This window comes from Micromonospora sp. WMMA1949 (assembly GCF_027460145.1).
Lineage (GTDB): Bacteria > Actinomycetota > Actinomycetes > Mycobacteriales > Micromonosporaceae > Micromonospora.
In genome coordinates this window covers 3,299,822-3,312,747 of record NZ_JAPZBG010000001.1, presented here as the reverse complement: position 1 = coordinate 3,312,747, position 12,926 = coordinate 3,299,822, and the positions used below count along the sequence as shown (strand labels likewise).

Below are 12,926 nucleotides of genomic sequence, written 5' to 3'. Positions count from 1 at the left end.
AACGACGCACCGGGAAGGGCTGGTCGATGACCACCGACCTGGAGAGTTTCCGGCCGCTCCCGGGCGGGTGGACGACCGATCATCTGGACCTGCTGCCGGAGGACGGGCACCGCCGCGAACTGCTCGACGGAGTGCTGCTCATGTCGCTGCGCGGCCGGATCCACCAGAGCATCGCCGCCCTGCTCATGGTGGCTCTCGACGAGGACTGCCCCGACGGGTACGACGTGACCCAAGGGGTGGAGGTGCGCATCAACCGCACCCGCTCCTTCATCCCGGACGTCCTGGTCACCACCGCTACCGCCGCGGCACGCGAGCCGTCCCGATACGAGCCGCACGAGGTGGTGCTCGCCGTGGAGATCGTCTCGCCCAGCACCCGGTCCATCGACCGCGTGCTCAAGCCGGCGCTGTACGCGCAGGCCGGGATTCCGTTCCACTGGCGGATCGAGATCGAGGACGAGGGCATCGTCGTCTACACCTACAAGATCGATCCGGTGAACGAGGTCTACACGGAGACCGGCCGGTGGACGAAGTTCGTCGACACCGGAGAGCCGTTCCCGGTGAACCTGCCGATCAGCCGGATCACGCCTCGCCGGGTGTGAGCGGGGGCAGCATCTCCACGCCGAGCTGCTGGAGCAGCTGGAACAGCTCGTTGACGCTCCACACGTCCACGATCCGCCCGTCGTCGTCGAAGCGCAGGAACGTGGCACCGGAGTAACTGACCACGCGGCCGGTCGGCGGCACCGGCCCGAACTGCCCGGCCTGGGTGCCGGCGGCCCGCCAGCGCACCGCCACCCGCGTACCTGTCGCCACCACGTCGACGATCTTGTAACGCAGGTCGGGGAACGACGCCCGCCGGTCCCGGTGCCACGCCAGCGTCGCCGCCGGGCCGGTGCCGCCGAGGCCCGGGCACTCCGCCGCCACCAGCTCGTACGCGCTCTCCTCGCGCCCCGCGTTCCACACGTCGGCGACGAAACGCCGGGCTGCCGCCTCCACATCGGTCACGGCGGGCAGCCTATTCCCCTCTCCGGAGCACTCGCCCTGCCGGTCTCCGGGGTACTCGCCCTGCCGGGAGCGGCCGGAGCGACCATGATGGGAGCGAAAGGCGAACTCGGAGGTGGGCGTGGGCAGCGACGACGAAGTCCTGGACCGGACCGGCGGCAAGTACGTGGAACCGGGTGGCGAGTTCACCCGCGACCAGCGCTACATCGCCACCCGGATCACCGCGGACGAGCGGGACGGCTGGCCGGTGGAGCCGGGCCGCTACCGGCTGGCGGTCAGCCGGGCCTGCCCGTGGGCCAACCGGCTGATCATCGTCCGGCGCCTGCTCGGGCTGGAGGACGCCATCTCGATGGCCGTGGCCGGGCCCACCCACGACAAGCGGAGCTGGACGTTCGACCTCGACCCGGACGGCAAGGACCCGGTACTCGGCATCGAGCGGCTGGCCGACGCGTACTTCGCCCGCTTCCCCGGCTACGAGCGCGGCATCACCGTCCCGGCGCTCGTCGACGTGCCCACCGGGCAGGTCGTGACGAACGACTACGCGCAGATGAGCCTCGACCTGACCACCGAGTGGACGGCGTACCACCGGCCGGGCGCGCCGGACCTCTACCCGGAACCGCTGCGCGCCGAGATCGACGAGGTGAACGCTGTCGTCTTCGCCAACGTCAACAACGGCGTCTACCGGTGCGGCTTCGCCGGCAGCCAGGAGGCGTACGACAAGGCGTACCACAGGCTGTTCGACCGGCTGGACTGGCTGAGCGAGCGGCTGGCCGGTCAGCGGTACCTGGTCGGTGACACGATCACCGAGGCGGACGTTCGGCTGTTCACCACGCTCGTCCGCTTCGACCCGGTCTACCACGGGCACTTCAAGTGCAACAGGCAGAAGCTCAGCGAGATGCCGGTGCTGTGGGCGTACGCCCGGGACCTGTTCACCACGCCCGGGTTCGGCGACACGATCGACTTCGACCACATCAAGCGGCACTACTACGAGGTCCACCGGGACATCAACCCGACCGGGATCGTGCCGCTCGGCCCCGACCTGAGCAACTGGCTCACCCCGCACGGCCGGGAGGAGTTGGGCGGCCGCCCCTTCGGCGACGGCACCCCACCCCCGCCCCCACCCGAGTCCGAGCGGGTAGACCCGTCCCACACCCCCTTGCGCTGACCCCCGCCCGCCCCACCCCACCCCGGCCCGGCCCGGCCCGGCGATCTTGCACTTTGGGCCCCGAACCTGGGCGCCTTGCCCCTTTTGTCGAGGCAGAAAGTGCAAGATCGCCGGGAAGAAGGGTGGGGCGGGTGCGGGCGGGTTACAGGGCCAGGCGGACTGCGGCGGTCAGGACCAACTGGGCCAGGGCCAGGGGGACCAGGACCAGCCAGCAGAGGCGCTGGAGCTGGTCCTCGCGCAGCCTCGGGTAGCTCACCCTCAGCCAGATGATCACGAAGGCGACGGCGAAGACCTTGAGCAGCGTCCACAGCCAGCCGAGCTGCGCGTCCGCGAACGGGCCCTGCCAGCCACCGAGGAACAGCACAGTGGTCAGCGCCGCGATCACCACGATGCCCACGTACTCGGCGAGCAGGAAGAACGCGAACCGCAGGCCGGTGTACTCGGTCATGTAGCCGAAGACCAGCTCGGAGTCGGCCACCGGCATGTCGAACGGCGGGCGGCGGATCTCCGCCAGCCCGGCCACGAAGAAGATCACCATGGCCGGCGCCTGCCACAGCAGCCACCACGGCTGCCACGCCTCCACGATGCCCGGCAGGCTGAGCGTGCCCGCCGCCATCGCCACCGAGGCGGCGGCCAGCACCAGCGGCAGCTCGTACCCGAGCAGCTGCGCCGCACCGCGCAGCCCGCCGAGCAGGCTGTACTTGTTCGCCGACGCCCACGCCGACATCAGCACCGCCAGCACCCCGACACCCACCACGGCGAGCACGAAGAACAGGCCGATGTCCAGCGGCTGGGCGACCAGGTCACCCGGCCCGAGCGGGATGACGAGCAGCACCAGCAGGTACGGCACCAGCGCCACCGCGGGCGCCAGCCGGAACACCGGACGGTCCGCGTCGCGCGGGGTGACGTCCTCCTTCTGCACGAACTTGATGCCGTCCGCCACCAGTTGCGCCCAGCCGTGGAAGCCGCCCGCGTACATCGGGCCCAGCCGGCCCTGCATGTGCGCCATCACCTTGTGCTCGGCCTGGCCCACGATCAGCGGCAGCGTGAGGAACGCGACGAGCACCCCCGCCACCCGCAGGACCAGCTCCAACCAGTCCGGCATCAGCTCTCCTCCGCCGCGTCGGGCTCCGGCTCCTGGCGGGGCGGGCCGGTCGGCTGTTCCCCTGGCAGCGGCCGCCCGAGCGGCCCCGCCTCGTCGGCCGCCGGAGCAGCACCAGCCCCCGACCCGGCCTCTCCGGCAGCAGGCCGCGCTGGACGCTCCCCCGGAGCGGGCCGCGCCGGGCGTTCGCGGGCCGGGCGCGCCGGCGTACCCCCTCGGGGGCCCTCACCCGCGCCGGCCGCACCCGCCGGCGTGGGCGTCGTGCCCCACTCACCCGGCGCGGGCACGCCCGGCGGCCGGACCGGCCGGCGGCCGCCGCCCGCCTCCGACTCGCCCGGCTCCTTCGCGCCGGGCCACGGCTTGGCGACCCGGGAGGCGAGGACGAACTCCTTGCGCAGCGGGTGCCCCTCGAACTCCGGCGGTAGCAGCAGCGGACGCAGCTCGCCGTGGCCGGCGAAGTCGATGCCGAACATCTCGTGCGTCTCGCGCTCGTGCCAGGCGGCGCCGGGGAACAGGTCGACCACCGACGCGACGACAGGCGCGTCCCGGGGCACCCGGGTGCGCAGCAGCAACCCGTGCCGGTGCCGGACCGACCAGAGGTGCAGCACCACGTCGAAGCCGTCGGCCAGCTCGTCCACCGCCGACAGCCAGTCCAGGAAGTCGAGATCCAGCTCGGCGTCGTCGCGTGCCGCACGCACCGCGTCCGCCCAGCTCGCCGGGGTTACGTCGACGGTCGCGCGGGCGTACCCCTGACCGCCGGAGACCGACGCGGTGGCCTCGACGGGCGCGAGCAGCGCGACCACTCGCCGGCCGACCTCTTCCGGAGTCATGCGCTGATCCTATGGCGGACGGCTGCCGGCCGGGTCGGGCCGTCCGTGCCGGGATCGCCGCTTTGCCGGACGGGCGGCGCAAGCGCGCGGAAAGATGAGGTCCGTGCGCGCTGTGACTGTGACCCCCGGTGTCCCGGATTCGCTGCGGCTCGCCGAGGACTGGCCCGAGCCGCCGCCCGAGGAGGGCGCGATCCTGGTCGAGGCGCTGGCGGTGGGTGTCTGCGGCACCGACCACGAGATCGTGGCGGGCGAGTACGGCGAGGCGCCGCCGGGCCAGGAGCGGCTGGTGCTCGGGCACGAGTCGCTGGGCCGCGTGCTGGAGGACCCGACCGGCACGTTGCAGACCGGCGATCTGGTCGCCGGCGTGGTCCGCCACCCGGACCCGGTGCCGTGCGCGAACTGCGCGGTGGACGAGTGGGACATGTGCCGCAACGGGCGGTACACCGAGCACGGCATCAAGGCGCTGCCCGGCTTCGCCCGGGAACGTTGGCGGTTGCAGCCCAAGTTCGCCGTCGGCCTGGACCCGGCGCTCGAGTCCGTGGGGGTGCTGCTGGAGCCGACGAGCGTGGTGGCGAAGGCGTGGGACCACATCGAGCGGATCGGCCGCCGGGCCGAGTGGAAACCGATGACGGTGCTGGTCACCGGCGCCGGGCCGATCGGGCTGCTGGCCGCGTTGCTGGCCAGCCAGCGAGGATTGTCGGTGCACGTGCTGGACCGCAACACCACCGGGCCGAAGCCGGACCTGGTCCGTGCGCTCGGGGCGACGTACCACACGGCGACCGTGCCGGAGCTGGACGTGAAGCCGGACGTGGTGATCGAGTGCACCGGCGCACCCACCGTGGTGCTGGACGCGATGTGCAAGGCCGCGCCCACCGGCATCGTCTGCCTCACCGGTGTGTCCAGCGGCGGCCGGACCATCAACTTCGACGCCGGTGCGCTCAACCGGGAGCTGGTGCTGGAGAACAACGTGGTGTTCGGCTCGGTGAACGCCGGGCGGCGGCACTGGGAGATGGCCGCCGAGGCGCTCGCCCAGGCCGACCGGTCGTGGCTGACGTCGCTGATCACCCGCCGGGTGCCGCTGTCGAACTACCGGGAGGCGTACGCCACGGCCGGCGAGGACATCAAGGCGGTGCTGGACTTCACGCAGTGAGGCGGGGCGCCGGATCCGGCGCCCCGGCCCCTCAGATGCCGGGCAGCCGGCCGTTGCGGAACAGGTCCACGAAGAGCTGGTGGTCCTCGCGCGCCCGGATCCCGTACCGGTGCCCGAAGTCGACCAGGTAGTCGACGAACGCCTGCGGTTCGGCGTCGACCACGGCGACGATCGCCTCCTCGGTGGAGTAGTCGACCAGGTCGTGGCTGGACTCGTCGTCGGCGACCGAGTGCATCCGGGCCACCGCCCGGCCCAGGTCGGCGAGCACGCCCGCGAGTTCCTCCGGCTCGTTCACGTCGGCCCAGTCCAGGTCCGCCGCGTACGGGGACACCTCGGCGACGAGCTGCCCGACGCCGTCCAGCTCGGTGAAGCCCAGCCACGGGTCGGCGTGCGCCTGCAACGCGCGCTGCGACTCGGCGGTGCGGTGCCCCTGGTGCCGGAAGTACGACCGGACCCGCTCGTCGTCGACGTACCGCGCCACGGCCGGCACCTGCGCCTGCTTCATGTAGATGACGACGTCGTTCTCCAGCGCCTGGGTGTGCCCCTCCAGCAGCAGGTTGTACGACGGCAGCCCGGCCGAGCCGATGCCGACGCCCTTGCGCAGCACCACGTCCTTGATGCCCGCGGCGACCGGGCGCGTCCGGGCGGTCGAGTCCGGCAGCGTGTGCAGGTAGTCGGCGAACGCCGCGCACACCTTCTCCCGGGTGGCGTCGTCGATCTCGTGCACGCCGTCGCCGAGGGAGAACCGGCGCTCGTAGTTGTCGATGGTGGTCTGCGCGGCGAGCAGGTCCACCCGGGTGTTCAGCCGCGCCTGCTGGAGCACCCGGCGCAGCACGCCGTCGGCGTTGTCGAGCGTGATCGAGCCGATCGCGTCGTCCCCGCCCGCGGCGATGGCCCGCAGCTCGGCCAGGTACGACCGGGCGAAGCCGGACACCAGCTCGCCGATCACCCGGTCGGAGAGCGCCTTGGCGTAGCCGAGCAGCGCCACGCTGGCGGCGAAGCGTTTCAGGTCCCAGGTGAACGGCCCGACGTACGCCTCGTCGAAGTCGTTGACGTTGAACACGAGCTGCCCGGAGGCGTTCATGTAGGTGCCGAAGTTCTCGGCGTGCAGGTCACCGTGGATCCACACCCGGCTCGTCCGGTCGTCGAGGAACCGGTCGCTGCCGAAGTCGCCGCGCTGGTCGGCGTAGAACAACGCGGCACTGCCCCGGTAGAAGGCGAACGGTGACGCCGCCATCTTGCGGAACTTGCGGCGGAACGCCGCCGGGTCGATCGCCATGGACGCGCCGAACTCCTCGGTCAGCACGTCGATGATGAATGCGGAGCGCTTCTCCGCGAGGTCGGTCATGGCCCGCAGGCTAGCCCCGCGCCGCCACCTGGCGGTTCAGCCGACCGGCGGACGTACCGGGGGTGCGGTCAGCGCCTCGACGGGCCGTGCCACCGCGTCCGCCGGGGAGGTGAGCGCGTCCGGGCGGGGTACGCCGCCGACGCCGGACTGCTCGGCGGCGATCTTCTCCTGCAGGCGGAGGATGCCGTGCAGCAGCGCCTCCGGGCGCGGCGGGCAGCCGGGCACGTACACGTCGACCGGGATCAGCTGGTCGACGCCCTTCGTCACCGAGTAGGAGTCCCAGTACGGGCCGCCGCAGTTGGAGCAGGCCCCGAACGAGATCACGTACTTCGGCTCCGGCATCTGGTCGTAGAGCCGCTTGATCGCCGGGGCCATCTTGTCGGTGACGGTGCCGCTGACCACCATGAGGTCGGCCTGCCGGGGCCCGTGGGCGAACGGGATCACGCCGAGCCGCATGAAGTCGTGCCGGCCCATGCTGGTCGCGATGAACTCGATGGCGCAGCAGGCCAGGCCGAAGTTGAACACCCAGAGCGAGTAGCGGCGGCCCCAGTTCAGCACGAACCGGATCGGCTCGCCGAGCACGGCCGGCACCTGCATCTCTGGCCTCCCTCGCAGTTCCCCGAGGTGCCAGTCAACCACAGCGGTCCGGTGTCGTACCCCCGACAGGGCACCCGCGCAACGATCAGCGGTGCCGGCGTGTGTCACCACTGTCGGGCGGACGGAACCACCGCCGCCCACCACGGGGATCACGGAGGGCCTGTCATGACCACACGGACCACTCGGGTGGCCGCCGCGCTGCTCGCCGGGGCGGCGGCGCTGTTCGCGCCGGCCGCGCCCGCCGCCGCGGCCGGCGGCACCACGGCGCGGCTGACCGTCGACACCGGGACGCTGGTGCTGACGCCGACCGACAAGGGGTACGTCGGGACGCTGACCACGACGATCAGCAACCGGGGCCGGGCGGACGCCACCGCCGGCCTGCGCATCACCGAGCCGGCCGGTGGCTCCTTCACCGGCCTCGACAACGGCTCGCCCTGGTTCACGATGGGGATGGAGCAGAACCGCCGGGTCGTCGAGAGCTACGGCGGCCGGGTCGCGGCCGGCGCGAGCGTGACCGTCCGCCTCGACTTCCAGGTGTGGACGACTGCGCGCGCCTACCCGATGACCGCCCTGGGCGGCTCGGTCGCGGTGGTGCCGGACGATGGCACCCGGGTGTCGGACCGGGACTCCTTCCGGACCGTGTTCCGGTCCACCTCGGGCAGCGTCCGCAACCCCCGCGTCTACCGGCAGGCCACCGAGACGGACCTGACCATCAGCGGTGGCGACGTGACGCTCACCCGCCAGGCCGACGGGGCTCTGCTGGGCCGGATGCCGGTCACCGTGCGCTACGGCAACGACGCCCCGTCGTTCCGGCTCGACGTGCGGGCGAGCCTGCCCGCCGGGGTCGAGGTGTGGGCCACCGACCCGCAGGACCTGCCCAGCTTCCCGGACTGGTTCGACGTTCCCGGCGGCCGGTTCATGCCGGGCGAAGAGCGCACGTTCGACGTCGTCCTGCGGGCTCCGGCCGGAACCCCGGCCGGCGCGCTGGGCAGCGGCTCGTTCACCGTGGCGGCCGTCTACGAGAGCGAGCCGGTCGTGGACGTCGACCCGGCGGACAACACCACGTCGTTCGACATCAGCGCGACCGGCTGAGACAGCTGACAGAGCGGCCCGCCCGGAGTCCGGGCGGGCCGCTCGTCGCTCAGGTGAAGGCCAGTCCGGTGGTGTGGGGCAGCCAGTAGCCGACGTACGCCCCGGCGGTGACCTGGTAGCTGAGCCGGCCGTTGACCCAGGCGGTGGCGCCCAGCGGCGCGATCGAGGCGGCCGAGAACGTGAGCCGCTTGGAGCCGGTCACGTTGCCCGCCGCGTCGTAGGCGTAGCCGGTGTAGGTGCCCGGCTGGAAGGAGAGCGTCCGGGCCGGGCTGTAGCGGTGCTCGACCGCCTTGCCGAGCAGGACGCGCTGCCCGTACGCCTCGGGGACGAGGTAACCGGCGAGCGCGCCGTTGGCGATCAGGTAGTAGATGCCCCGCCCGTACACGCGGACCCGCTGGCTCGCCTGGGCCCCGGAGGCGCGGGCGAGCTTGAGCGTCTTCTGGCTCCGGACGGCCCCGGTGCTGGAGAAGGTGTAGCCGACGTGGGTGCCGGCGGCGAACGACACGGCGCCGTTGACGGCGGGCACCGGGTAGTCCGAGCGCAGCAGGTACGCGTACGTGGCGAAGGTGGCCGACGTGGTCATCTCGTACAGCTTGAGGTTCTGCGCGGTGTGGACCTGGTGGTACTTCACGTGCGGTTGCGCGCAGCCCATCGAGTAGTTGCTGGCCCACCGGGTGACCCGGAAGTGGGTCGGCAGGTACCGCCGGACGGTGCTCGCCGCGCCGTCGAAGACGGCGACCGCCCGCTCGTCACCGGTGAGCCGCCAGTAGTCGTACACGCCGTAGAGGGCGAAGGTGTGCCCGTTGAGCACCCGTTCCCCGGTGGTGCCGAAGGTCACCGGGTACTCCTCCAGCCACAGGTAGCCGTTGGGGTCGACCCAACTCGCCCAGGGCGCGTTGGCGACGACCGGCAGCGTCAGGCTCAGGAACGTGTTGTCCGCCGCCGTCCGCCACTTGGCCTCGCCGGTGATCTCGGCCAGGCCGACGAAGAGGCTCAGCATCTCGCCCTGCGCCATCCCGCTGTACCAGGGCGCGCGCAGCAGCGGACGGCCCGTGCAGCGGCTCAGGTCGAAGTCGTACGGATACCACCAGGCGCCCCGCGACTCGACCCGGCGGTCGATGTTGCGCTGGGCGTTGGCGACGGCCCGGTCGAGGAACCGCTTGTCGCCGCTGATCCGGTAGGCGGCCAGGTTGCTCAGGCCCCACTGCGCCTGGCCGACCGGGTGGTTCCAGGTCTTCCCGGCGAAGCTGAACATGCGGACGCCCTGCGCGTCGTGCAGTCCCTTGTCGACGAGCGGCGCCGGGTTGCTGTTCGTGGGCTGGGCGGCCAGCGGCAGCGGCTTCGGCAGGTGCCCGTCGCGGGCGTACGTGGCGGCGGCGGTGGCCCCGCTCGCCCGCTCCCGCCGCTGCTGTTCCTTGGTCTTCGCCACGTCCCGCGAGGGCAGCTGCGGCACCCCGTCGGTCAGCGGGTCGGGCGCCCACCCGGGGTCCACGACGGAGACGTCGGCGCTGCGGTCCGGGCCGGGTGGCGCGGCGGGGGCGGTACCGGCCGGCGCCAGGCCGACCATCGCGCCGGCCGCGACCACTGCCACGAACCGGCGGACAGGTGGTGACTTTGCGGTGATCATGCAACACTCCCCGTGTCATCGATGTGCCCTGATGCTAGGCAGGGACGGGCACCGGGTCCGGCACCGAAACGCCCGACTTCTCCGCCGAACGGACGAACTCGGGTGTCACCAGGCGGGGCGCTGGAGCAACCCGACGAACTCGGCGAGCAGCCGTTCCCGCAACCGCGCCGGTGCGGCGTCGAGCAGCGTGTTGACCACCGCCATCCGGTCCGGCACACCGGCGCCGCCGGCCAGGCCGAGCCCGCCCGCGAGCCCGGCCACCAGCTCCGGGGTGAGTGCCTCCGGCGTGAGGCTGCCGGCCAGCGCCAGCAGCTCCGGCGGCAGCACGACCGGTCCGGCGGCGCGGGCCGCCGCGACCGCCTCGGCCAGCGCCGGACCGAACTCGGCCACCCGGGGCGCCACCGCCGCGGTCACCGTGAGGTGCACGCTGGCCGGCAGATCGGCGTACGTGAGCTGGGGCTGGGTGTGCCAGCCACGCGCGGTCAGCTCGTCGACGAGCACGAACAGGTCGAGCCCCGGGTCGTCGGCGGTGAAGCAGACCACAGTGGTCTCCGGTTCGGCCATCAGCCGCAGCCCGCCGGTGGCCCGTACCGCGTCGGCCAGCCCGGCGACCGCGTCCCGGGTCGCCGCGGCCAGCCGCAGGTAGCCGTCCTCGCCCAGGTGACGAAGCGTGGCGTACGCGGCGGCGATCGGCCCACCGGAGCGGGTGGAGGCGATCACCGGGTTGACCATCGTGTACCCGGGCCAGTCCGCGTACGCGAAGAACTGCGGGGCGCGCAGCGCCGGATCGCGGTGCAGCAGCACCGAGACGCCCTTCGGCGCGTACGCGTACTTGTGCAGGTCGACCGAGATCGAGGTGACCCCCGGCACGGCGAAGTCGAACGGCGGCACCGGCGCGCCGAGCCGGCGCAGCCAGGGCAGCGCCCAGCCGCCGAAGCAGGCGTCCACGTGGCAGCGCACCCCGGCGGCCCGCGCGACGGCGGCGATCTCCGTCACCGGGTCGACGACCCCGTGCGCGTACGACGGGGCGGACGCCACCACCAGCACGGTCTCCGGGCGGATCGCGGCGGCCACCGCCGCGACGTCCGGCCGCAGCGTCACCGGGTCGACGGGCACAGTGTCCAGCGCGACCCGCAGGTAGTGCGCCGCCTTCGCGAACGCGGCGTGCGCGGTGGCCGGCACCACGATCCGCGGCTCGGTCAGATCGGGGCGGGCGTCCCGGGCCGCCTTGACGGCGAGCAGCAGCGACTCGGTGCCGCCGCTGGTGACACTGCCGACCGCGTCCGGCGCGCCGGTGCCGGGCCCGCCGCCGAGCAGCCGGGCGGCGGCCCCGACGAGCGCGTTCTCCATCGCCAGCAACGACGGGAACGCGGTCGGGTCGAGGCCGTTGACGTGGGCGCTCTCCGCGTACGCGGCCTGCGCCAGCTCGTCCAACCCGGCCACGCCGGGGTCGTAGACGTACGCGAACAGCCGCCCGCCGTGCGTCGGCCGGTCGGCGTCCCGCAGCGCGCGGATCTCGCCGAGTACGTCCGCCGCGGGCATCCCCCGCGCGGGCAGCGCGCCTCCGCCTGCCGTGTCGGTCATCGGGTGGTTCCTCTCCTGGACGGGCCGGTGCTCACGTCCGCACGGCCGAGGCGGCGCCGTCGGCCTCGGGTGCGGCGGTGGCCAGCTGGGCCGGGGTCAGTGTGTAGCCGCGCAGCAGCACCAGCGGGATCGCCACCAGCAGGGCGGGCAGCACCGTGAACCCGAGCAGCACGCCGAGGCGGGCCGTGTCGGACTGGACGGCGGCGGTCCCGGTGGACGACGAGACGTAACCGGAGAGCTGCAGCACCAGCCCGTAGATGCCGGGCCCCAGCGCCAGCCCGAACGTCTCCCCCGCGGTCCACAGCCCGGTGAACACCCCGGCCTGCCGCCGCCCGGTGCGCGCGGTGTCGTACGCGATGCAGTCCGGCAGCATGGCCAGCGCGAACACCTGCTGGCCCGCGTACCCGACGCCGATCACCGCGACCACGGCGTAGGCCGCGGCGGCGGGCAGCGCGGGCGCGGCGACCAGGGCCAGCGCGCCCACCGCGAAGATCACCGACGCGGCGATCAGCGACGTCCGCTTGCCAAGCCGGGCGCCGGCCCGGGACCACAGCGGCATGACCAGCAGCGCGGGCGCGACGAAGCAGGCGAACAGCAGCGTCGGGCCGCTGTCCGGCTCGCGCAGCACCTGGTCGGCGAAGTACTTCACGCCGGCCAGCACGGTGGCCACCCCGGCGGACTGGATCACGAAGCAGATCAGCAGCACCCGGAACGGCCGGTTGCCGGTGGCGACGGCGAGCTGCGCCCGCAGGCTCGGCTCGCTCTCCCCCACCGTCCCGGTCGGCGCCGACCGGGTGCCCAGGAAGACGCCGACAGTGCCGGCGACGATGAGCGCGGCGACGAACAGGCCCATCCACCGGTGGCCGGGCACGCCGTCGCCGCCCGCGCTCACCACCGCCGGGGCCACCGCGCCGGAGACCAGGATGGCCAGCGCCAGCACCGCGATCCGCCAGGTCATCAACCGGGTACGTTCCGCCGGGTCGGCGGTCAGCTCGGCCGGCATGGCGACGTAGGGCACCTGGAAGAACGCGAACGCGGTCGCGGTGGCCAGGAACGCCAGTGCCACGTACGCGGCGGCGGCCGAACCGTTCGCGAACGGCGCGGCGAAGATCGAGGCGAACAGCACCGCGAGCGCCAGCCCGCCACCGAGCAGGTACGGCCGGCGCGCGCCCCAGCGGGAGCGGGTCCGGTCGGAGATCCGCCCGGCGACCGGGTTGACCAGCACGTCCCACGCCTTCGGCAGCAGCACCAGCAGCGCGGCCAGCCCGGCGGCGACGCCGAGCGTGTCGGTGAGGTACGGCAGCAGGAGCAGCCCGGGTACGGTGCCGAACGCGCCGGTGACCAAGGAACCGAGCGCGTATCCGAGGTGCACCCGGCGGGGCAGGCCCGAAGCTGTCATGGAGCCGAATGCTACTCACGTTATGGCCCGCGT

At 73.1% G+C, this 12,926-nt stretch carries 12 protein-coding genes; 4 read left to right on the top strand and 8 right to left on the bottom strand.

The genetic code is table 11. From position 1 onward, the window contains the following. The first annotated feature begins 26 nt into the window (after window positions 1-26). Window positions 27-599: a Uma2 family endonuclease gene (locus O7607_RS15680; protein ID WP_269703972.1), complete on the top strand. Its 573-nt coding sequence runs from the start codon at window positions 27-29 to the stop codon at window positions 597-599. Here O7607_RS15680 and O7607_RS15675 read toward each other — a convergent pair. Continuing rightward, entirely contained in the window at window positions 580-1,002 is a 423-nt protein-coding gene (locus O7607_RS15675; protein WP_269703971.1) for an ester cyclase, read from the bottom strand. The two genes, O7607_RS15680 and O7607_RS15675, sit on opposite strands and share 20 nt — an antisense overlap. Window positions 1,003-1,120: 118 nt before the next feature. On the opposite strand from O7607_RS15675, the gene O7607_RS15670 reads away from it, so the two are divergent. Beyond that, entirely contained in the window at window positions 1,121-2,164 is a 1,044-nt protein-coding gene (locus tag O7607_RS15670) for a glutathione S-transferase family protein (RefSeq protein WP_269703970.1), read from the top strand. Between the two features lie 142 nt (window positions 2,165-2,306). Here O7607_RS15670 and nuoH read toward each other — a convergent pair whose 3' ends face one another. Together nuoH and O7607_RS15660 are read right to left on the bottom strand one after the other, a co-directional pair. Beyond that, entirely contained in the window at window positions 2,307-3,269 is a 963-nt protein-coding gene (gene nuoH / locus O7607_RS15665; RefSeq protein ID WP_013288672.1) for an NADH-quinone oxidoreductase subunit NuoH, read from the bottom strand. Next, complete coding sequence (locus tag O7607_RS15660) at window positions 3,269-4,096, bottom strand: NADH-quinone oxidoreductase subunit C (protein WP_269703969.1); 828 nt, start codon at window positions 4,094-4,096, stop codon at window positions 3,269-3,271. The genes nuoH and O7607_RS15660 overlap by 1 nt, the downstream gene beginning before the upstream one ends. Before the next feature lie 103 nt (window positions 4,097-4,199). On the opposite strand from O7607_RS15660, the gene O7607_RS15655 reads away from it, so the two are divergent. After that, a complete protein-coding gene (locus O7607_RS15655; protein ID WP_269703968.1) occupies window positions 4,200-5,246 on the top strand; it encodes a glucose 1-dehydrogenase in 1,047 nt (348 codons plus the stop codon). Between the two features lie 31 nt (window positions 5,247-5,277). Here O7607_RS15655 and O7607_RS15650 read toward each other — a convergent pair whose 3' ends face one another. Both O7607_RS15650 and O7607_RS15645 read right to left on the bottom strand, forming a co-directional pair. Beyond that, window positions 5,278-6,594 (bottom strand): DUF2252 domain-containing protein, encoded by a 1,317-nt coding sequence (locus tag O7607_RS15650; RefSeq protein ID WP_269703967.1) that lies wholly within the window; start codon window positions 6,592-6,594, stop codon window positions 5,278-5,280. A 36-nt stretch (window positions 6,595-6,630) separates the two neighbouring features. Beyond that, window positions 6,631-7,191 carry an NADH-quinone oxidoreductase subunit B gene (locus O7607_RS15645; RefSeq protein ID WP_269703966.1) on the bottom strand — a complete coding sequence of 187 codons (561 nt, stop codon included), beginning with the start codon at window positions 7,189-7,191 and terminating at the stop codon, window positions 6,631-6,633. A gap of 165 nt (window positions 7,192-7,356) precedes the next feature. Between O7607_RS15645 and O7607_RS15640 the strand changes: the two genes are divergently transcribed. After that, window positions 7,357-8,283, top strand: coding sequence for a hypothetical protein (locus O7607_RS15640; protein ID WP_269703965.1), 927 nt, complete (start codon window positions 7,357-7,359; stop codon window positions 8,281-8,283). A 49-nt stretch (window positions 8,284-8,332) separates the two neighbouring features. Here the strand turns inward: O7607_RS15640 and O7607_RS15635 are convergent, their stop codons facing one another. The 3 genes from O7607_RS15635 to O7607_RS15625 all read right to left on the bottom strand — a co-directional run bounded on the left by O7607_RS15635 (window position 8,333) and on the right by O7607_RS15625 (window position 12,893). Next, a complete protein-coding gene (locus O7607_RS15635) occupies window positions 8,333-9,910 on the bottom strand; it encodes a D-glucuronyl C5-epimerase family protein (protein WP_269703964.1) in 1,578 nt (525 codons plus the stop codon). Window positions 9,911-10,015: 105 nt separating this feature from the next. Beyond that, a complete protein-coding gene (locus O7607_RS15630) occupies window positions 10,016-11,494 on the bottom strand; it encodes a pyridoxal phosphate-dependent decarboxylase family protein (protein ID WP_269703963.1) in 1,479 nt (492 codons plus the stop codon). A gap of 31 nt (window positions 11,495-11,525) precedes the next feature. Continuing rightward, window positions 11,526-12,893 (bottom strand): MFS transporter, encoded by a 1,368-nt coding sequence (locus O7607_RS15625; RefSeq protein ID WP_269703962.1) that lies wholly within the window; start codon window positions 12,891-12,893, stop codon window positions 11,526-11,528. Window positions 12,894-12,926: the final 33 nt, after the last annotated feature.